Here is a 19,478-nt window from a genome sequence, read left to right as displayed (position 1 = left end):
GCCGCGCAGCCGAGGGCCTCCAGCCGCCGGGCCAGCACCGGATCGTCGTTGGTGTACGGCAACACCACGAAGCCGTCGTCCACCAGCTGCTCGCAGGCGGCCAGCAGCTCCGGGCCGTCCGGCAGCAGGCTCCGCTCGTCGGCGACCACCTCGACCTTCACCCAGTCGGTCTGCAGCGCCTCGCGGGCCAGCTTGGCGGTGAGCACCGCCTCCGCCGCGGTCCGGCAACCGGCCGTGTTCGGCAGCACCTGCACCCCCGCCTCGCGCAGCACGTCCAGCACGGAGCCCTTGGCGCCGGCATCGACCCGCCGCATGGCCACCGTGGTGAGCTCCGTGCCGGACTCGGTCAGGATGTCGGCCAGGCCGTCCAGGCTCGGGGCGCCGCCGGTCCCCACGATCAGCCGGGACGAGAACCGCCGGCCGGCGATGACCAGCACGTCGGGAGCCGAGCCGCTCATGACGATTCCTCGGCGCGGGCGGGAGCCGGCCGGTCGTCGGCCGGGCGGCCGCCGGCGAACGGCAGCGCCACCAGCACGGCGACCACGAAGGAGGCGATCGAGGCCGACAGCCACGGGTGGGACAGCGTGTGCAGCCGGGTGCCCGCCCAGGTCCAGAAGTCCGACCAGTGCACGATCGAACCGGGATTGATCAGCTGGTAGCAGAGGAAGCCGATCAGCCACGCCAGCAGCATGCCGGGCCGGGCGGGGGCGTCCTCGGCGGTGTTCCAGCCCCGGCCGCCGCTGCGGATCCAGGCCGCGATCAGCGCGCCGGACATCGGGATGAACACCGCGCCGATCAGGTACAGGAAGTTGGCGTAGTCATCGATGTTGATGGTCAGGGCGAGCGCCGTGGTCAACCCGCCGATCAGCACCGTCAGCACCCGGCGGTCCAGCGACGGCCGCAGGTTCTGCAGCGAGACCGCCGTCGAGTAGACGTTGGCGAAGCTCTGGTCGGTCTCCCGGATCACCAGGATCGCGAAGGCCAGGGCGCCCAGTGGCAGCCCGATGAACAGGTCGAAGATCCGGCTGCCGTCCTGGGCCACCTGCGCCAGCGCGATCAGCCCGATCACCAGGCAGGCGATCTGGGCCAGCCCGTAGCCGAGGAAGCCGCCGGCGAAGGCGGCGCGGGACGAGCGCGAGTGCCGCGAGTAGTCAGCGCCCAGCGGCACCCACGAGATGGTCAGCGCCATCGCCGAGTCCACGGCCAGCCAGAACCCCTGCCACGAGCCGGCCAGCTCCGGCACCGGCTGGCGCAGCAGGCCGATCGTCAGGATCACCAGCGCTGCGATCACCAGCACCGAGACGTACTTGCGCAGCGCCCGGATCCAGCCGAGCGGCCTGATCGTCAGCGCCGTCGTGACCGCTCCGGCCAGCACCAGGCACAGCCAGCGCGGCAGGTCACCGGAGGTCAGCGCCTGCAGGCCGGTGGAGATGATGACCAGCTCGAACACCGCCCAGCCCAGGCACTGCGCGATGTTGAGCGCGGTGGGGACGAAGGAGGCCTTGGCCCCCAGCAGGCCGCGCAGCAGCACCATGGCCGGCGCGCCGGTCCGGGCGCCGAGCACCAGCGAGCCGCCCAGGATCAGCCCGCCCAGCACCGAGCCCAGGACGGCCGCGGCCACCGCGGCGGGAAAGCTGAGCGGCTGCACGCCGTACGGGGCGAGGATCGCGATGGCGCCGCTGAAGCCGAGCAGGCTCACTCCCACGTTGCCCCAGAAACCCAGCTGGTCCAGCAGGCCCAGGGTGCGGGGGGCGGCCTCGTTGAGGGTGGTCGGCGCTTCGGCGTGCCGGTCGGTGGACAGGTCTGGACGGGTGTCGACAGCCATGGCGGCTACCTCACTCCCTTCGCCGGTACTAACCGGATCAGGTTCAAGCGGTCGGTGGCCATGCCGGACGCGCGGCGCGCCCTGCTGTGCCGCCCTCTCAGCCCGGTCAGCCGGGCTCCCGCGGGGACTGCTCTAGGTTAGTACTGTGCAGCCGTCCGACTCCAGCGCCGTCCGGGTTCTGACCATCGCCTCCTCCGATTCCGGCGGCGGCGCCGGGATCCAGGCCGATCTCAAGGCGTTCGCCCGCTGCGGGACGCACGGGATGTCGGTGATCGTGGCGCTGACCGCGCAGAACACCGTCGACGTGACCGCGATCCACCAGTGCCCGCCGGAGTTCATCCGGGCCCAGCTGGCAGCGGTGTTCGCCGACCTGCCGCCGGCCGCGGTGAAGACCGGCATGCTGTTCTCCGAACCGATCATCGCCACCGTGGCCGAGGCGCTGGCCGGCCGCCAACAACCGGTGGTGCTCGATCCGGTGATGATCGCCTCCTCCGGCGCCCAGCTGCTGGAGCCGGCCGCGGTGCGGGCCCTGGTGGAGCTGCTGTTTCCGCTGGCCACCGTGGTGACCCCGAACCTGATGGAGGCGCAGGCGTTGACCGGCCTGGCCACCGAGGACCGCCGCGAGCTGGCCGAGGCGCTGGTGGCGCTCGGAGCTCCGGCCGCGCTGGTGACCGGCGGGCACGGCAGCCGGCCGGTCGACCACCTGCTCGCCGACGGCCGGCACCTCGAGATCCCGGTCAGCAGGCACGACCGGGCGGCCACCCACGGCGCCGGCTGCACCCACTCGGCGGCGCTGGCCGCCTGCCTCGGCCGCGGCGACCCGCTGCCGGTGGCCGCCCGCCGCGCCGCGCTGGTCGCCGGGTTCGCCGTCGAGCACGGGCTGGTCGGCCTCGGCGCCGGTGACGGCCCGGTCGACGCGCTCGACATCGCCTCGTTCAGCCCGCCTGCGGAGGCGTAGTTCGGCCTTTCCGGCAAAGGCGGAACCCGTCTTCTACCGGACGACGCCGGCTCACCGCGCCGGCAGGTCCAGTTTCAGCAGGGCGTTCTCCACGACCTCCATGAGCGCGGGGTGGATCCAGTACTGCCCGCGGGCCAGCTCCGGCACCCGCTGGCCGAAGCACATCGCCTGGATCAGCGGCTGGATCAGGTTGGACGATTGGTAGCCCATCAGGTGCGCGCCCAGCAGCAGCCCGGTGTCGGCGTCGGCGATCAGCTTGCAGATGCCGCTCTGGTCCTCCATCGCCCAGCCGTAGGCGGTGTCGCCGTAGGCCTGGGTGGCGGTGACGTAGTTCAGCCGGGCGGCGCGCACCTCGTCCTCGGTGTAGCCGACGCTGGCGATCTGCGGGTCGGTGAAGACGGCCGCCGGCACGAACCGGTGGTCGAACTCCCGCAGGTCCTCGGGGTGGGCGAGGTTGTGCGCCAGGACCCGGGCCTCGTGGTTGGCCACATGCTTGAGCTGGAAGTCCGAGGAGACGTCGCCCACCGCCCAGACCCCCTCGACGTTGGTCCGGCCGTAGCAGTCGACCTTCACCCGGCCGTCGTAGAGGGTGTGGATACCTGCGGCGGCCAGGCCCAGCCGGTCGGTGTTCGGGATCCGCCCGGTGGCCACCAGCAGCACGTCGCCCTCAGCGGACGAGCCGTCGGTGAAGTCGAGCCGGACGCCCCGGTGGTCGCCGCTGAACTTGGTGGCCTCGACGCCGAGGTGCAGGTCCCACCGGGTGGCCGCGAGCTGGGTGAACCGCTCGGAGATCTCCGAGTCCAGGTGTCGCAGCAACCGGGTGCCACGGGCCACCACGCTGACCTGGCTGCCCAGCGCGGAGAAGACATGGGCGAACTCGGCGCTGATGTAGCCGCCGCCCAGGATCACCAGCCGCTCGGGCAGCTCGTCCAGCCGCATGATGGTGTCCGAGGTGTGGAACCCGACCCCGGACTGCGCCACCACGTCCGGCACCATCGGCCGGCCGCCGGCGGCGATCACGATCTGGTCGGCGCTGATCTGGTCGCCGGTGCTGATCCGCAGCGACTTCGGTCCGGTGAACTCGGCATGGCCGAGAAACGTGGTGGTGTTCTCCCCGTTGGTTCGGTAGGCCTGCCCGCCGGCTGAGATCGGGTCGATCCGGTCGAACACCCGGTCGCGGATGTCGCGCCACCGGACGCCCTCCAGCCGGGCGTCGATGCCGAACCGGGCGGCGTGGCGGACGGTGGCGGCGACATCGGCTGCGTAGACGTACATCTTGGTGGGGATGCAGCCGACATTGAGGCAGGTGCCGCCGAAGGCCCCCCGCTCGATGACCGCTACCCGCTTGCCGTCGAAGTCCGCGGTGACCAGCGAGTTGCCGGATCCGGATCCGATGATTGCCAGGTCGAAGTCCGCCACGGGCGACAGCCTACTGGCGTACCCGTCGCAAGCGCCTGTGCTGGACTGCCCTGCCGGGCGGACCAGCTGCCGCGGTCAGGCCGGGTCGCGCTCGCGCAGCAACACGATGAGCTCCTGCTGGGAGCTCACCCGCAGCTTGCGGAACACCGAGGACAGGTGGTTGCGGACCGTGCTCTGGCTGATGAACAGCTGTCTGGCGATCACCGGAACCCGGTCGCCGAGCAGCAGCATCCGGACCACCTCGATCTCGCGGCGGGACAGCCGTTCCAGCCCGGGAAGCGCGCGGCCGGACTGCGGCGCCGGCACGAGGTCGGCCGGCGATGTCAGCTGGGCACGTTCGGAGAACCGGGCCGCGAGGTAGGCGCCGGGGCTCTCGGCCATCCGCCCGGACACCGCCGAGACGCCGTAGCCGGGACCGTTCAGCTCCTCGCGCTGCTTCTGCTCGGTGATGTCGGTGACCATCTCGACGGCGCCCATGTAGCGGTTGCTCTGGTCGTACCACGGCGCGCCGGCGACCCGCAGCCAGCGCTGCTGGCCGTCCAGCCTGCGGAAGTTGAACTCATACAGCTCCCGCACCCCCCGCGCGCGCTGGCGCAGCCGGTGCTGCAGCATCTCCGAGGTCTCCTCGTCGAAGAACTCCCAGATCACGCCGGAGAGCAACCGGCCGTGGTCCACCGCCAGCATCTGGGCTATCCGGTAGTTCGCGAGCACGACGGCGCCTTCGGGGTCGACGATGCAGACGCCCTCGACCGACGCGTCCACGATCGCTTGCAGCAGGTGCTCGCTGGAGGCCAGCGCCTCGGCGGTCTCGTGCTGGTCGGTGACGTCCCGGACGTTGAGAACCATCGCGCCGATGGACACGTCGGCAACCAGGTTGCTGATCCGCACCTCGATCCAGCGCCACCTGTTCTGGCCGTTGCGCACCCGCAGCTCCAGCCGGCGGTACTCCCCCACGCCGGCGATCGCGCCCTCCCAGTCGCGGCGCACCGCCGGCAGGTCCTCCGGATGCACGTAGTCCCAGCCGGACTGGCCGATCACATCGCGCGACAGGCATCCGAACATCTGCCACAGCGACGGCCCGGCGTAGCTGATCACCAGGTTGCGGTCGCAGATGATGACCAGGTCGCTGCCCCGCTCGAGCAGGGCCCGGAACGGGCGCTCGGTCATCGACAGCCGCATCCGGCCGGCGGGCAGCTGGATGCGGGTGGTCGAGGCGAGGATCTCGTCCACACCCTCGGCTCCGCTCACCAGCGAGGCGGTCGTCTTCAGCCGCATCCGTTCGCCGGTCCGGATGGTCACCTCGTGCTCGTGCACCCACAGGCCGCTGGTGCCGATGAAGAGGAACTCGGTGACGTCCTTGCGGGACAGGCCCCAGTCGGCGAGCTCGGCGATCGGCCGGCCGAGCGCCTCCTCCTCCGACCAGCCGAACATCGCCGCCGCTCCACCGGACCACAGGGTCACGATGCCCGAGACGTTGGTGCCTACCACCGCGACGGTGGTGGTAGCGGCGCCTGGCCGGGACCCCCCTGTGCCGTCGCCGGGGTCAGAGGATTCTGATCCGGGGCCCAGCGATCGGGTCATCGGGCTGGCCGTCTGGATGGCCACGGCATGCGAAACCATGCCGAGCGCCCTCCAGTTTCTGAGGACAAACGGTAACGAGGCATTGCCCGTAAGTCTTGACTGTTGGTCGCTATCCAACCATAGACACAGTGTCACGCCTTTTCCGATGCTTCGTCCGCCTCAAGGCACGGCGACAACCGCGATGGCCAACCATGGCGACCGCGGATCAGCACACAAAGAAAGGTTAAACCAGAACGCTCGACCGTCCTGAGGGCCGGCCCGGGAGCCGTCGGGCATTTCCTAGGCGACTACCCCGCAGACTGTCTGGAATTAAATTTCCGCGATGTAGCATGCGGCGGAAGGTTTTGTAGACACCCGTAACGCGCCGCGCGTGAACATCAGGCAGCAGAAAGGTACCGCTCGACAAATCGATTGGCGAACTTGCGGTCTGGATCACGCAGTGCTAGCAACTGCTCGAAGTCGGCGTACCGGTCATAAAGCCCGCGCAGCTGGGCCGGATCCATGCAGAACAGCTTCGCCCAGTGCGGCCGGGCCGCCATCGGGGCGAGCCGGCGCTCGAGCTCGACCAGCACCGGGGCGACGGCCGCGGCGTCCGGCAGCCAGGTGAAGTGCAGCCCGAGGCTGTCGCGCTGGTAGCTCGGGCTCATCCAGAGCTCGTCGGCGGCGATGCTGCGCAGCTCGCAGACGTGCAGCACCGGCGACACCCGGTCCCCGATCTGTGCGACCGCCTCGACCGCCTGCCGGGCCAGCTGCCGCGGGACCAGGTACTCCGACTGCAGCTCCTCGCCCCGGCTCGGGATGAACTCCAGCCGGAAGTGCGGCAGCCGCTCGTGCCACGGGCCGATCCGGCCGAACTGCTCGGTGCAGTTGTCCCCCGTCATCCCCGGCAGCGGATGCTGGGCCACTGCCGCCGCGGTGGCCCCGAAGAAGACCGGCTCGGCGTCGCCGTCGTCGGAGGCGGTCACCCGGCGCTTGCGCCACATCTGGTACACCGGCTCGGGCTGCCACCGGGTGAACAGGCTGGTGCTGTAGGCCCCGGCCAGGATCTGGTCCAGATGCTCGATCAGCTGGGCGTGGGAGAGGTCGTTGTAGACGTGCTGGCGCACCGAGTAGGTGGGCTCGATGTCCAGCCACAGCCGGGTGACGATCCCGAGCGCGCCCAGCCCCACCACGCTGCCGGAGAACTCCGCCGCGGTGTCGCCGGTGCGCTCGAGCACCCGCAGCTCGCCGTCGGCGGTGACCAGCTCGAGGGCGGCGACGGCGGTGGCCAGGTTGGCGTTGTGGTCCCCGGAGCCGTGGGTGGCGGTGGCGCAGGCGCCGGCGACCGAGATGTGCGGCAGCGAGGCCAGGTTGTGCAGCGCGAAGCCCTGCCGGTGCAGCTGCCCGGCCAGCTCGCCGTAGCGCAGGCCCGCGGAGACCTCGACCACCGAGGCCGCGCTGTCCACCTCGATCACGGCGGGCAGGCCGGCCGTCGAGATCAGGGTCCCGGTGGTGTCGGCGATCGGGTTGAAGGAGTGCCCGGTGCCCAGCGCCCGGACCCGCTCGCTGCCGGCGACGAGCTCGCGCAGCTCGTCCACCGTGCCCGGCCGGCAGTAGCGGGCCGGGGCGAAGCTGACGTTGCCCGCCCAGTTGCGCATTCGGCCAGCCCGCTCAGCCGGCGCCGGCGGGCACCGTGATCGCGGTGAGCACCAGGGCGTCGGAGGTGCTGAACCGGCCGGTGAAGGTGGTCAGCTCATGCCCGTCGAGCACCGGCCCGGGCACCTGGAGGACGGCGGAGAACGCCCCGGCGGACGGCTCGACGGCGATGCTGGCCTCGTCGAAGTCCAGCCAGCTGCCGGTGAGCGGGAACCATGCCTTGTAGACCGATTCCTTGATGCTGAACAGCAGCCGGTCCCAGTGCACGTGCGGCGCGCTGGCTGCCAGCTCGGCCAGCCAGCTGTGCTCCTCGGGCCGGGCGATCGCGTCCAGCACGCCGTCGGGCAGCGGCGCGTGCGGCTCGGCGTCGATGCCGATGCTCGCGGCCAGCGAGGCCGGGGCCACCGCCGCGCCGCGGTAGCCCGCGCAGTGCGTCATGCTGCCGACGATCCCGTCGGGCCATCCCGGGGCTCCTCGCGGGCCGGGCAGGATCGGCGCCGGCGGCACCCCCAGCTCCGCCAGGGCGGACCGGGCACAGGCCCGGACGGTGGCGAACTCGATCCGCCGCTTGGGAACCGCCCGGCTGACGACCGCCCGCTCGGCCGGCCACAGCGAGTCCTCGGAGGCGTCGGAGGTGGTGTCCACCGCGCGCACCCAGGAGGGCAGCAGGCGCTCGATCACGCGGGCACGGGCAGGATCTGGCGCGGCCACTGCTTGGGCTGGCTGCGTCCCTGCCATTCCCGGGGGTAGCCCAGCGAGACCTCCTCGAACCGGGTTCCGTCCTCGAAGGTGGTGCGCGGGATGTGCAGGTGGCCGTAGACCACCGCGGTGGCCGCGTAGCGCCGGTGCCAGTCGGCGGTCAGCTCGGTGCCGCACCACTGGGCGAACTCGGGGTAGCGCAGCACCAGGGTGGGCAGCCGGGTCAGCGGGTAGTGGTTGACCAGCACGGTCGGCAGCGCGGGATCGCGATCGGCCAGCCGGCGCATGGTGTACTCCACCCGGGCACGGCACCAGGCCTCCCGGCTCGGGTAGGGATCTGGATGCAGCAGGTGCTCGTCGGTGCAGACGATCCCGCTCTGGTAGGCCACCTCCAGCGCCGCCTCCTGGGTGTCGGCGCCTGGCGGGCGGAAGGTGTAGTCGTAGAGCAGGAACAGCGGGGCCACCGTGACCGGCCCGCCGGCGCCGGTCCACACCGGGTAGGGGTCCTCGGGCGTGAGCACGCCGATCTCGCGGCAGAGCCCTACCAGGTGCTGGTAGCGGTGGTCCCCGCGCAGCGTCAGCGGATCGGACTTGTGCGACCACAGCTCGTGGTTGCCGGGCGCCCAGATGACGGTGGCGAACCGGCTGCGCAGCGTCGCCAGGGTGCTCACGATCTGCTCGGCCACCTCGCCGACGTCACCGGCGACCAGCAGCCAGTCCTCATCGGTGGTCGGGTGCAGCTGATCGACGACCTTCCGGTTGTCGGAGTACCCCATGTGCAGGTCGCTGACCGCGAGCAGCTTGGCCGTCTCGCTCGTTACCGCTGACACCAGAAGTGAGCCAATCTTTCCGATCGCTCAGTGGCGATTCGCGCGTTGCGGCCGAGTGTAATCGGTGCCTGCGACAGGCGGGCATCGCCAAGACGCCGCGAGGAGATGTCACATAATCGTAAAAATCATCCGAGCGAGGGCTTGATGCCGTGGCGAACGCAGCCGTGCCGGGAGCCCCCGCTACTGTTCGCCCAGGTACCTCCGGCAGTCCAGGTACCTCGGCAGTCCCAGGTACCTCCGGCAGTTAGGCCAACTACCGGTCAGCGATGGCGAGGGCGGCATGGCAGGACGATTCACTCCGAGAGACACCGCGTTCTACGACCTGCTCGCGGAGGGGGGCCGCAACGTCGCCGCCTCCGCCGACGTGCTGGCGGGGCTGTGTGAACCGGACGCCGACCGCGCCAAGATCGCGGCCGCCATGCGCGACCTCGAGCATGCCGGCGACGCCGTCACCCACCGCATCCTGCGCCAGCTGAACAAGAGCTTCGTGACGCCGTTCGACCGGGAGGACATCTACCGGCTGGCCAGCACCCTCGACGACGTCGTGGACGCGATGGAGGAGGCCACCGACTTCATCGTGCTCGCCGATGTCGGGGAGTTGCCGACCCTGATGCTGGACCAGATCCGGCTGGTCCAGCGGGCCTCCGCCGAGACCGCGGAGGCGATGGGCCGGCTGGCTACCCTGCAGGACCTGGAGCCGTACTGGATCAAGGTCAACGAAGTGGAGAACGCGGCCGACCAGGTGCACCGGCAGCTGCTGTCCAAGCTGTTCGGCGGCAGCTACGACACCCTGGAGGTCCTCAAGCTGCGCCAGGTGGCCGACCTGCTCGAAGAAGCCACCGATGCGCTGGAGCACGTCGCGCACGCGGTGGAGACCATTGCGGTGAAAGAGTCGTGATCAACCCGGTCCACCCGGCAGTGGCCGATCGGCGCTGGTGGTCGCCGGCGTGAGCATCACTGCGCTAGCGATCGTGATCGTCGCCGTCGCCCTGGCCTTCGACTACACCAACGGCTTCCACGACGCGGCCAACGCGATCGCGACGGCGGTCTCCACCCGGGCGATGACTCCCCGGATCGCGCTGGCGATGGCCGCGGTGATGAACGTGCTGGGCGCCCTGGTCTCGACCAAGGTGGCCGCCACCGTCGGCAAGGGCATCATCGACCCGCCCACCGGCCGGGACGGGCTGATCATCGTGATGGCCGCCCTGCTCGGGGCGATCGTCTGGAACCTGGGCACCTGGTGGTTCGGGTTGCCGTCCTCGTCCTCGCACGCCCTGATCGGCGGGCTGATCGGCGCGGCGCTGGCCGGATCAGAAGGCGTCAAGTGGGCCAACATGGTCGACAAGGTGGTCATCCCGATGGTTGCCTCGCCGCTGACCGGCCTGGTGCTCGGTTACCTGTTCATGCTGGCGCTGCTGTGGCTGTTCCGCCGGTCGAACTACCACCGGACCCATCGCAGGTTCCGCTGGGCACAGGTGGTCAGCTCGGCCGCGATGGCCTTCGGGCACGGCAGCCAGGACGCCCAGAAGACCATGGGCGTGATCGCGATCACGCTGATCGTCTCGGGCCACCTGGGCAAGGACGAGGCCATCCCGTTGTGGGTGATCCTGTCCGCGGCCGGCGCGATCGCGGCCGGCACCTACGCCGGCGGCTGGCGGATCATGCGCACCATGGGCCGGCGGATCTACTCGCTCAACCCGGTCAGCGGCTTCGCGGCCCAGTCGGTGGCCAGCGGGGTGCTCTTCACCACCGCCCAGTTCGGCCTGCCGATCTCGACCACCCACGTGATCAGCACCTCGATCATGGGCGCGGGCGCCACCCGGCGGCTGTCGGCGGTCCGGTGGGGGGTGGCCGGCAACATCGTGGGGGCATGGGTGCTGACGATCCCGGCCTCGGCCGGGGTGGCCGCCCTGATGTGGGTGCTGCTCCGGCCGCTCAGCTGAGGCTGCTCGCTGAGGCCGCTCGGCTGAGGCCGCTTAGCCAAGACCACCCAGTTGAGGCCGCTCGGTCAGGCCGGCAGGATCGCCCAGACCGGATGGATCTCCAGCCACCCGGTCTGGGTGTCCAGCACCCAGGGGCCGACGATCGTGACCCGGGACTTCAGCGGGGGCATCCGCATCGGGATCGAGGGCACCGCCTCGATCACCAGGCTCTGGTCCGACCGTCCCCGGTTGACCGAGTTCAGCCACTTCGGATCGACCCCGGTCAGCGAGATGTGCATGTCGCCGTCATGCTCGCGATCGATCTCCGACGCTATTCCGGTGACCGCCACGCACGGCTGCTTGACGGTCAGCCGCTGGGGTGAGTACACCCCTTCCAGCGGAAACCCGGCGTGGCAGTACTTGGCCAGCTCGGGCGGGATGAACGCCGGATCGGGCTTGCTGGGCGACTTCGGCGCGAGCGTGGCCGCCGGCGGGCGGGAGGCGTTCGGCGGCGGCGAGGGGATGGTGGTGCTCGGCTCCGCGGTGCAGCCGGCCAGCAGCAGGCAGGCCGCGATCACCGGGTACCGCAGATGCACGTCTGTCCCCCGTCCAGCCGGCTGTCCGATACCTATTCTAGGTGGCCCTCGCCGCTGCGGAAGTGGGCCGATGCGGGGCCGGGTAACCGTTCGACGACCTCTGCAGACACCCCGGTGCCTGCTAACATCCTCCAGGGCCGGAGTGTCGGTTCGGCGCTGTCATCGATGGTTCTCACACAGTGATTATCCGGTGGTTCCAGACCCTCGCTGGCCTGACACCGCAAGCATGGTTGGTATTGGAGGGCGACGTGACCCAGACCCAGCAAGCGCCGCGAGTCCCGGTTCTCGATGATGAGCTGATCGTGGTCCGGACGCCGGAGGAGTTCCATCGCGCCCCACGCGACTACCAGAAGCTGCTGATCAGCCAGGTTATGATCAACAGCGAGGGTGAGCTGTCGGGCGGCGACGACTACACCATGGTGTTCCTGCCGCTGGCGCCCAACGCCGAGGAGCGTCAGGTCTGCGCCGAGCGCGCGGCCGAGGAGTACGACCACTACAAGATCGGCAAGAAGGTGCTCGCCGACATCGGCATCGACACCACCTACATGGAGACCCAGCGGCTCGAGGACCGCAATCTGTTCGCCGACCAGGGCCTGCACACCTGCACCACCTGGGCCGAGCGCGGGGTGTTCTCCTACATCGGCGAGGAGTCGGCGCTGCTGATGATCCGCGAGTTCTCCCAGAGCAGCTACAAGCCGTGGGCCGACGCGGTCCGCACCATCATCCTCGACGAGAAGGTGCACATCGCCCACGGCGCCCGGGTCTGCCGCAACCTCGCCGTCACCGAGGAGGGCCGCGAGCAGCTGCAGTACGCCCTCGACCGGCTGTGGCCGACGTTCATCGGGGTGTTCGGCAACCCGAACTCCAAGAAGGCCGATCTGGCGATCCGCTACGGCCTGCGCCAGACCACCAACGCCGAAGCCCGCGACGAGTGGATCAGGATCGTGTCCCAGCGCATCACCAACCTGGGCCTGCGCGTCCCGGTCACCAAGGAGTCCTGACCCATGGCCCTGATCCCGCTCCAGCTCAGGCGCCCCCAGCCGCCGCAGCCGCCCCCGCCGGACCGGCGGGAGGCCAAGGCGAGGCTGCGCGCGCTGCTCGCCGACCGGCCGGATCTCGCCGAGCGGGTCATGGTGATCCGGGACATGAACCGCCGGGTCAAGGCCTGCGAGGTCCATCTGACGACCACCTGCAACATCCGGTGCAAGGGCTGCTGGTACTTCGAGGGCGGCTTCGACACCGCCGTCCCGGAGACCTCGGACCCGGCGGTGATCAACGCGTTCGTGGACCGGCTGGTCGCCAACGGGGTCACCCAGGCGACGCTGATCGGTGGCGAGCCCACCCTGGTGCTCAAGCGGGTCGAGCCGTTCGTGGCGAAGCTGCCCTACATCACGGTCTCCTCCAACGGCCTGCGGCCGATGCCCAAGGCCGGTTTCGAGAACATCGCGGTGGCGATCAGCCTGTTCGGCGGCGGCCCGCTCGATGACGACCTGCGCGCGCACCGGGTGAACGGATCGGCGTTCACCGGCCTGTTCCAGAAGGCGTTGGAGCACTACAAGGACGACCCGCGGGTGACCTTCGTCTTCGCGCTGTCCGAGGACGGGCTGCAGTACATCGAGCCCACCGTCCAGGCCATCGGCGACAACGGCAACCAGGTGACGTTCAACTTCTACAGCGAACACGGCACCGACCACCCGCTGCACATCGAGAACGAGAAGCGCACCCTGGCCGAGGCGCTGCGGGTGAAGGACCGGTACCCCGAGGTCGTGGTGTCCCACCCGTACTTCATCGAGACCCTGATCACCGGGCGCACCCACTGGGGCGGCCGGTTCGGCTACGACGTGTGCCCGAGCATCAGCGTCGACCTGCCCGAGCACGCCGACCGGGTCGCCAACGGCCACCCGGTCATCGACGGCTTCGCCGTGTACGGCGCCGACTACCAGACGGTGCAGTTCTGCTGCACGTCCGGTGACTGCGGAGGCTGCCGGGACAGCCAGGCCGTCTACACCTGGCTGGCGGTCAGCCTCAACCAGTTCCTCGACAGCACCGAGCAGCTGGAGACCTGGGTGGACCTGACCGAGGCGTACTGGCGGCAGTGGTACTGGTCCCAGCGGCACTCGCCCAACTTCGCCCGCCGTTCCCCGTCCATCGCCTAAACCGAAGGGAATCTGCAGACATGCCGCGGAAAGCCGAGGCGGACACCGTCCGGGAGTTCATCAACACCGAGCTGGTCGACCTAGGGGTCGAGCAGGACGCGATCAGCGCCGACGTGAAGTTCGACGAGCTGGACATCGACTCACTCGATGTCGCTGACCTGATGACCTCGATCAAGCGTGACTACGGCGTCGAGATCCCCCGCCGCGATCTGGTCGGCATCACCCTCGGCCAGCTCGTGCAGCGCATCGTCGACGAAGGGTCCGCGGGCTAAGTGGCCCAGCCGCTCGGACTGGTCCCGGGCAGGAAGTACCTCATCACCGGCGTTCTCAACGACGAGTCCATTGCCTGGCACGTCGCGGCGGCGCTGCAGCGGGAAGGCGCCGAGGTCGCGCTCACCTCCTTCGGCCGGGCGATGCGGATCACCCGCAAGGCCGCGGGCCTGCTGCCGCGGCCGGCCGAGGTCCTCGAGCTCGACGTGACCGACGATGCCGGGTTCCAGGCCGTCGCCGACGAGGTCGAGCAGTGGGACCGCCTCGACGGAGTGCTGCACAGCGTCGCCTTCGCCCCCGAGGACGCCCTCGGCAAGGGGTTCCTCAGCACCCCCGCCAGCAGCGCGCTGGACGGTTTCCGCACCTCGGCCTATTCCTTCCAGCAGCTGGCGCACGCGCTCGCGCCGGCCCTCGCGCGTGCCGAGCACGGCGGCTCGCTGGTCGGGATGACCGTCGACACCGGCCGGGCGCTGCCGGGCTATGACTGGATGGGGGTGTTCAAGACCGCGCTGGAGTCCATCGCGCAGTACCTGGCGCTCTACCTCGGCTCGTCCGGGGTCCGGGTGAACCTGGTGGCGGCCGGCCCGATCGAGACGGTGTCGGCCCGGGGGGTCAGCAGCTTCGGTGACCTGGCCGACTACTACGAGCGCTGGGCCCCGCTCGGCTGGGACCGCACCGACCCCGCACGGGTGGTCGGCGCGGTGCTGTTCCTGCTGTCGGACCTCGCCCGGCACACCACGGGCCAGGTGCTCCACGCCGACGGCGGCATGCACGCGGTGGTCGGCGGGGTGGGCGTACCCGACCGTCCCGTGCGGCCGGAGTAGGGGGCTCGGGTGCGTCTGGCGGTCAAGGGCTCGCTCGGCCCGCTCGCCGGGGAACTGGTCATCCCGGTGTCGAAGTACCACGCCCACCGGGCGCTGGTGCTGGCCTCGCTGGCGCCGGGGGTCAGCCGCATCCACGGCCTGACCGACGCCGGCCACGTGTGGCACACCATCCGCGCGCTGCGCCGGCTGGGCACTGCCATCGACATCGACGGCGACACCTTCTGCGTCCAGGGCGGGCAGTACCGTCCGAAGGGCGAGCAGGTGTCGGTGGGCAGCTCCGGAACCACCCTGTACTTCCTGACGCCGCTGGTCTCGCTGGCCACCTCGCCGGTCACCATCGTCGGGCAGAAGTACTTCCAGCGCAGGCCGATCCGGCCGCTGCTGGACGCGCTCGGCGCGCTGGGCGTGCAGTTGGACTCACCGACCGGCACGCCGCCCATCTCGGTGACGCCGCGCCGCCCGACCGGTGGCCGGGTGCGCATCCCCGGCACGCTGTCGCAGTGGATCTCGGGGCTGCTGCTGGTGGCGCCGTTCGCCACCGGGCCCAGCGTCATCGAGGTCACCGGGCCGTTCAACGAGCGCTCCTACGTGGACCTCACCATCGCGATGATGCGCCAGTTCGGGCTGGTGGTGGACGTCGGCGACGACGGCCGGAGCTTCTCCGTCGAACCGGACCAGCAGCCGGAGCCGGCCACCGTGCACCTGCCGCCGGACATCGGCTCGGCCGCGTTCGGGCTCGCCGCCACCGCGCTGCATCCCTCGGACGTGCTGTTCCGCGGGTTGCGCACCCTCAGCGGCGCCGAGACCGACCACCCGGAGGCCGACCTGCTCGACATCCTGGCCCGGATGGGGGTGCCGATGCGCCGGGACCCGGCCACCGGCTTCGTGCGGGTGACCCACGACGGCCTGCAGCTGGCGCCGGTGTCGGTGGACTGCCGCCGGGTGCCGGACATGCTGCCGGTGCTCAGCGTGCTGGCGAGCCTGGCCGCGGGCACCTCCGAGCTGGACAGCGTCGCCCACGTCCGGCTCAAGGAGTCCGACCGGGTCGCTGCGATGCTGCAGCTGAACCGGATGGGTGCCCGGCTGGAGCTGCGCGGCGAACGGCTGCTGTGCCACGGCGTGGACGCGCTCCGGCCGGCTGACCTGTCCGCCTACAACGACCACCGGGTGCTGATGTCGCTCGCGATCGCCGCGTCCCGCGCCGACGGCGAGAGCCGGCTGACCTACCCGAACGCCTACAAGATCTCCTACCCCCGGTTCCTGGACGAGATGAACTCGATCGGCATGTCGATGTCGTCGGTGTCCAGCACGTCCGAGCCCAGCACGTCCCAGCGCGGCACGTCCGAGCGCCGCGCCTCCGGGCGGACGGCCGCCGCGCCGCCAGCCGGCCTGGAGAGCGACCCCGACACCCTCGCGGCCACCCCGATCGAGGCCTACCTGCGGCGCTGGGCCGAGGAACGGCCCGCAGAGACCGCGGTGGTCGAGATCGCCTCGGAGGGCCGGCCCGAGCGGGTGCTCAGCTGGCGGGAGCTGGACGCCCAGGTGGACGCGGCCGCGACCATGCTGCTCGACCTCGGCGTCGCGCCCGGCGAGCCGGTGGCCTGGCAGCTGCCGAACTGGACGGAGTTCACCGTGCTGGCGGCGGCGACGGCGCGGATCGGCGCGATCGCCTGCCCGCTGATGCCGATCTTCCGCGAGCGCGAGCTGAGCTTCATGCTCGGCCGGTCCCGGGCCCGGGTGTTCGTGGCGCCGGAGCGGTTCCGCGGCCGCGACCACGTCGCCGAGACCGTGGAGTTGCTGGCCGGCCCGGGCGCCGCCGCGGTGGACCACGTCGTCGTGGTGGGCGGCGACCGCCCGCTGCCCCAGGGCCGGCCGGCGCGCTGGCACCGCTATGCCGAGCTGACCGAGGGCCGCGCTGCCGACCACGCCGCGATCCGCGCCCGCCGGCCACCGCCGGGCGCGCTGGCCCAGCTGCTGTTCACCTCCGGGACCTCCGGCGAGCCCAAAGGAGTGCTGCACCGGATGGACTCCCTCACCCGGGCGGCGGCGATGCAGGCCCGGCACCTGGGACTGAGCCGAACCGACCGGGTGTTCATCCCGTCCCCGCTGGCGCACCAGACCGGTTATCTCTACGGCATGTGGCTGGCGTTGCTGCTGGGCGTCCCGCACATCGTGCAGCCGGTGTGGAACGGGCGGACCGCGCTGGAGGCGCTGCGCAGCTGGAAGGGCTCCTTCGTACAGGCGGCCACCCCGTTCCTCGCCGACCTGGTGGCGGCCGTGGAGGAGACCGGCCAGCAGCCGGACCCGCTGCGGATCTTCGTGGCGACCGGGGCGGCGGTGCCTCGCGCGCTGGCCGAGCGGGCCACCCGGCAGCTCGGCGCCGCGGTGTGCGGGGCGTGGGGCACCACCGAGACCTGTCTCGGCACGCTGGCCGCGCCCGAGGACGAGCCTGCCCAGGTGTGGGGCACCGACGGCCGGGCGCTGGCCGGGGTGGGGATCCGGGTGGTCGACGACGCCGGCGCCGTCCTGGGCCCGGACCAGGAGGGCAACTTCGAGGTCACCAGCGGCTGCCTGTTCGCCGGCTACCTCGACCGTCCGGACCTGACCGCCGAGGCGATGACCGCCGATGGCTGGTACCGCAGCGGCGACCTCGCGGTGATCGACGGGTCCGGCTTCGTCCGGATCACCGGACGGGTCAAGGACGTCATCAACCGGGGCGGCGAGAAGGTGCCGGTCGCCGAGATCGAGCAGTTGCTGCACCAGCACCCGGCGGTCCGGGAGGCGGCGATCGTCGCGATGCCCGACGAGCGGCTCGGCGAGCGGGCCTGCGCCTACGTGGTGGCCGAGCCGAACTTCGATTTCGCCGAGCTGCAGCGCTTCCTCGACTCCGAACGGGTGTCAATACACTACTGGCCGGAGCGGTTGGAGTTCGTGACCGCATTGCCGAGGAACCCCGCGGGCAAGGTGCAGAAGTACCTGCTCCGCGAGTGGATCTCCTCCCCGACCGACGAATCGACCGACGACTCGACCGACGATGAGGTACAGCGGTGACGATGATCGACGAATCCGGCTTCCAGGCGCTGCTGGCCGAGGTGGAGGCGTTCGTCCGCGGCCCCGGCGAGGAGTACGCGGCCGAGATCGAGCGCACCCGGGCCGTACCGGACAAGCTCTGGACGGACCTGCGCGAGCGCGGGTACCTGCGGCTGGCCGCGCCGGTGGAGTACGGCGGCCGCGGCATCCCGTTCTCCCGCTACCTCGAGGTGCTGGAGCTGATCTCGATGTCGCACGCGTCGGTGCGGATGATCGTGCACGTGTGCAACGGGGTGTGGCGCGCCATGGACCAGTTCGCCACCGACGCCCAGCGCGAGCAGTTCGTGCTGCGGCAGATCAGCGGTGACATCAGGGTCGCGTTCACCCTCACCGAACCCACCGCCGGCACCGGGGCGGACCTGCGCAGCAGCGTCGAGTCCGACGGCGACACCTACTACCTCTCCGGCGAGAAGCACCTGATCACCTTCGGCGTGCACTGCGACTACTGGCTGCTGTTCGCCCGGCTGGCCGGCACCACCGGCAAGGACGGCACGGTGGCGCTGCTGGTGGACCGCAACGGCCCCGGCGTCACCGTGGAGTCCATGTCCGACACCATGGGCGTGCGGGGCACCGACCACGCCCGGCTGATCTTCGACCGCGCCCCGGTCCCGATCGCCAACCGGCTGGGCGAGGAGGGCCGCGGCCTCGAGGTGGCGCTCGGCGGGTTCCTCACCCCCAGCAGGATCGCGGTCGCGATGTCCTGCGTGGGCCTGGCCCGCCGCGCCCAGGAGCTGGCGGTCGCGCACGCGGGCACCCGCACCACGTTCGGCAAGCCGCTGGCCGCCCGGCAGGCGATCTCGTTCGCGCTCGCCGAGAACGCCGCCGACATCGAAGCCGCCCGTCAGCTCACCCTGTATGCCGCCCGGCAGTGGGAGAGCGGCGACCAGCGGGCCGACACGCTGTCCTCGATGGCCAAGCTCACCGCGGTGGACATGCTCACCCGGGTCACCGACAAGGCGCTGCAGGTGCACGGCGGCATCGGCTACTGGGAGTCCAGCCCCATCGAGCGGGTCTACCGCGACGCCCGGGCGCAGCGGTTCGAGGAGGGCACCAACGAGATCCAGAAGACCGTGATCGCCCGCGAGGTGCTGAGGTCGGCCCGATGAGCGACCAGGGCGGTCTCCGCGGCTACTTCAGCGACAAAGTCGCAGTCATCACCGGCAGCTCCCGCGGCATCGGGCGGGCGCTGGCGCTGACGCTCGCTGCCGAGGGCGGGCGCATCGTGGTGAACTACAAGAAGAACGCCGACCTCGCCCAGCGGACCCGCGAGGAGATCGAGCAGGCCGGCGGACGGGCGATCACGGTCCAGGCCGACGTGGAGCAGCCGGCGGAGATCGAGGCGCTGTTCGACGCGGTGCGCGAGCAGTACGGCCGGCTGGACTTCTTCGTCTGCAACGCCGCGGCCAGCTCGTTCAAGAACATCGCCGACCTCAAGCAGCACCACCTGGACCGCTCGTACGCGATGAACGTCCGGGCCTTCGTGCTCGGCGCGCAGCAGGCCGTGCAGCTGATGGACGACGGCGGCCGGATCGTGGCGCTGTCCAGCTACGGCAGCATCCGGGCCTACCCGACGTATGCCAACCTGGGCACCGCCAAGGCCGCCATCGAGGCGTGGATCCGGTACATGGCCGTGGAGTTCGCGCCCAAGGGGATCAACGTCAACGGCGTCAACG

General features: G+C 70.9%; 17 protein-coding genes, 1 pseudogene and 1 riboswitch. Of the genes and pseudogenes, 10 read left to right on the top strand and 8 right to left on the bottom strand.

Going from position 1 to position 19,478, the window contains the following annotated elements:
- Nucleotides 1–458: pseudogene (locus tag VF612_RS01325) on the bottom strand (thiazole synthase); the annotation flags it as partial.
- Nucleotides 455–1,825: a purine-cytosine permease family protein gene (locus VF612_RS01320; RefSeq protein ID WP_408658045.1), complete on the bottom strand. Its 1,371-nt coding sequence runs from the start codon at nt 1,823–1,825 to the stop codon at nt 455–457. The pseudogene VF612_RS01325 and the gene VF612_RS01320, both read right to left, overlap by 4 nt.
- A riboswitch (TPP riboswitch) is annotated at nt 1,823–1,957 on the bottom strand. (Overlaps the previous gene by 3 nt.)
- 13 nt (nt 1,958–1,970) lie before the next feature.
- On the opposite strand from VF612_RS01320, the gene thiD reads away from it, so the two are divergent.
- Entirely contained in the window at nt 1,971–2,783 is an 813-nt protein-coding gene (thiD, locus tag VF612_RS01315) for a bifunctional hydroxymethylpyrimidine kinase/phosphomethylpyrimidine kinase (protein ID WP_408658044.1), read from the top strand.
- A 51-nt stretch (nt 2,784–2,834) separates the two neighbouring features.
- Here thiD and VF612_RS01310 read toward each other — a convergent pair whose 3' ends face one another.
- From VF612_RS01310 to VF612_RS01290, 5 genes are all read right to left on the bottom strand, one after another.
- Nucleotides 2,835–4,202, bottom strand: coding sequence for a mycothione reductase (locus tag VF612_RS01310; protein WP_408658043.1), 1,368 nt, complete (start codon nt 4,200–4,202; stop codon nt 2,835–2,837).
- 75 nt (nt 4,203–4,277) lie between these two features.
- Nucleotides 4,278–5,822 carry a PAS domain S-box protein gene (locus VF612_RS01305; RefSeq protein ID WP_408658042.1) on the bottom strand — a complete coding sequence of 515 codons (1,545 nt, stop codon included), beginning with the start codon at nt 5,820–5,822 and terminating at the stop codon, nt 4,278–4,280.
- A gap of 338 nt (nt 5,823–6,160) precedes the next feature.
- Nucleotides 6,161–7,420 carry an FAD-binding protein gene (locus VF612_RS01300; protein WP_408658041.1) on the bottom strand — a complete coding sequence of 420 codons (1,260 nt, stop codon included), beginning with the start codon at nt 7,418–7,420 and terminating at the stop codon, nt 6,161–6,163.
- A gap of 13 nt (nt 7,421–7,433) precedes the next feature.
- Complete coding sequence (locus VF612_RS01295) at nt 7,434–8,099, bottom strand: 4'-phosphopantetheinyl transferase family protein (protein ID WP_408658040.1); 666 nt, start codon at nt 8,097–8,099, stop codon at nt 7,434–7,436.
- Nucleotides 8,096–8,893, bottom strand: coding sequence for a metallophosphoesterase family protein (locus VF612_RS01290; RefSeq protein WP_408658046.1), 798 nt, complete (start codon nt 8,891–8,893; stop codon nt 8,096–8,098). Before VF612_RS01290 ends, VF612_RS01295 begins: the two co-directional genes overlap by 4 nt.
- Nucleotides 8,894–9,227: 334 nt before the next feature.
- On the opposite strand from VF612_RS01290, the gene VF612_RS01285 reads away from it, so the two are divergent.
- The gene (locus tag VF612_RS01285; RefSeq protein WP_408658039.1) at nt 9,228–9,845 is read left to right on the top strand and encodes a DUF47 domain-containing protein; all 618 of its coding nucleotides are present in this window, start codon (nt 9,228–9,230) and stop codon (nt 9,843–9,845) included.
- A 49-nt stretch (nt 9,846–9,894) separates the two neighbouring features.
- Nucleotides 9,895–10,890: an inorganic phosphate transporter gene (locus VF612_RS01280; RefSeq protein ID WP_408658038.1), complete on the top strand. Its 996-nt coding sequence runs from the start codon at nt 9,895–9,897 to the stop codon at nt 10,888–10,890.
- A 65-nt stretch (nt 10,891–10,955) separates the two neighbouring features.
- Here VF612_RS01280 and VF612_RS01275 read toward each other — a convergent pair whose 3' ends face one another.
- A complete protein-coding gene (locus tag VF612_RS01275; RefSeq protein ID WP_408658037.1) occupies nt 10,956–11,465 on the bottom strand; it encodes a hypothetical protein in 510 nt (169 codons plus the stop codon).
- A 248-nt stretch (nt 11,466–11,713) separates the two neighbouring features.
- Here VF612_RS01275 and VF612_RS01270 point away from each other — a divergent pair, with 248 nt between their 5' ends.
- The 7 genes from VF612_RS01270 to VF612_RS01240 all read left to right on the top strand — a co-directional run.
- Nucleotides 11,714–12,466, top strand: a complete 753-nt coding sequence (locus VF612_RS01270; protein ID WP_408658036.1) for a Phenylacetic acid catabolic protein — start codon at nt 11,714–11,716, stop codon at nt 12,464–12,466.
- 3 nt (nt 12,467–12,469) lie between these two features.
- Nucleotides 12,470–13,621 (top strand): radical SAM protein, encoded by a 1,152-nt coding sequence (locus VF612_RS01265; protein ID WP_408658035.1) that lies wholly within the window; start codon nt 12,470–12,472, stop codon nt 13,619–13,621.
- A 20-nt stretch (nt 13,622–13,641) separates the two neighbouring features.
- Nucleotides 13,642–13,893, top strand: coding sequence for an acyl carrier protein (locus tag VF612_RS01260; RefSeq protein ID WP_408658034.1), 252 nt, complete (start codon nt 13,642–13,644; stop codon nt 13,891–13,893).
- Complete coding sequence (fabI, locus tag VF612_RS01255; RefSeq protein WP_408658033.1) at nt 13,894–14,715, top strand: enoyl-ACP reductase FabI; 822 nt, start codon at nt 13,894–13,896, stop codon at nt 14,713–14,715.
- Between the two features lie 9 nt (nt 14,716–14,724).
- Nucleotides 14,725–17,766 (top strand): 3-phosphoshikimate 1-carboxyvinyltransferase, encoded by a 3,042-nt coding sequence (gene aroA, locus VF612_RS01250; RefSeq protein ID WP_408658032.1) that lies wholly within the window; start codon nt 14,725–14,727, stop codon nt 17,764–17,766.
- 2 nt (nt 17,767–17,768) lie between these two features.
- On the top strand, nt 17,769–18,911 hold the full coding sequence (locus VF612_RS01245; protein ID WP_408658031.1) for an acyl-CoA dehydrogenase family protein: 1,143 nt from the start codon (nt 17,769–17,771) through the stop codon (nt 18,909–18,911).
- Nucleotides 18,908–19,478, top strand: a 571-nt coding sequence (locus tag VF612_RS01240) for an SDR family oxidoreductase (protein ID WP_408658030.1), incomplete at its 3' end; no start/stop codon positions are given. The genes VF612_RS01245 and VF612_RS01240, both read left to right, overlap by 4 nt.

Source organism: Jatrophihabitans sp., assembly GCF_036388195.1.
Classification (GTDB): domain Bacteria; phylum Actinomycetota; class Actinomycetes; order Mycobacteriales; family Jatrophihabitantaceae; genus Jatrophihabitans_A.
This window is presented reverse-complemented; position numbering and strand designations above follow the sequence as displayed.

What these genes read in the sequence shown, in the direction of transcription:
- VF612_RS01300 (WP_408658041.1), bottom strand. Translation starts at nt 7,420, where the DNA reads ATGCGCAACTGGGCGGGCAACGTCAGCTTCGCCCCGGCCCGCTACTGC.
- VF612_RS01265 (WP_408658035.1), top strand. Translation starts at nt 12,470, where the DNA reads ATGGCCCTGATCCCGCTCCAGCTCAGGCGCCCCCAGCCGCCGCAGCCG.
- VF612_RS01305 (WP_408658042.1), bottom strand. Translation starts at nt 5,822, where the DNA reads ATGGTTTCGCATGCCGTGGCCATCCAGACGGCCAGCCCGATGACCCGA.
- VF612_RS01245 (WP_408658031.1), top strand. Translation starts at nt 17,769, where the DNA reads ATGATCGACGAATCCGGCTTCCAGGCGCTGCTGGCCGAGGTGGAGGCG.
- VF612_RS01290 (WP_408658046.1), bottom strand. Translation starts at nt 8,893, where the DNA reads ATGGGGTACTCCGACAACCGGAAGGTCGTCGATCAGCTGCACCCGACC.
- VF612_RS01285 (WP_408658039.1), top strand. Translation starts at nt 9,228, where the DNA reads ATGGCAGGACGATTCACTCCGAGAGACACCGCGTTCTACGACCTGCTC.
- VF612_RS01320 (WP_408658045.1), bottom strand. Translation starts at nt 1,825, where the DNA reads ATGGCTGTCGACACCCGTCCAGACCTGTCCACCGACCGGCACGCCGAA.
- VF612_RS01260 (WP_408658034.1), top strand. Translation starts at nt 13,642, where the DNA reads ATGCCGCGGAAAGCCGAGGCGGACACCGTCCGGGAGTTCATCAACACC.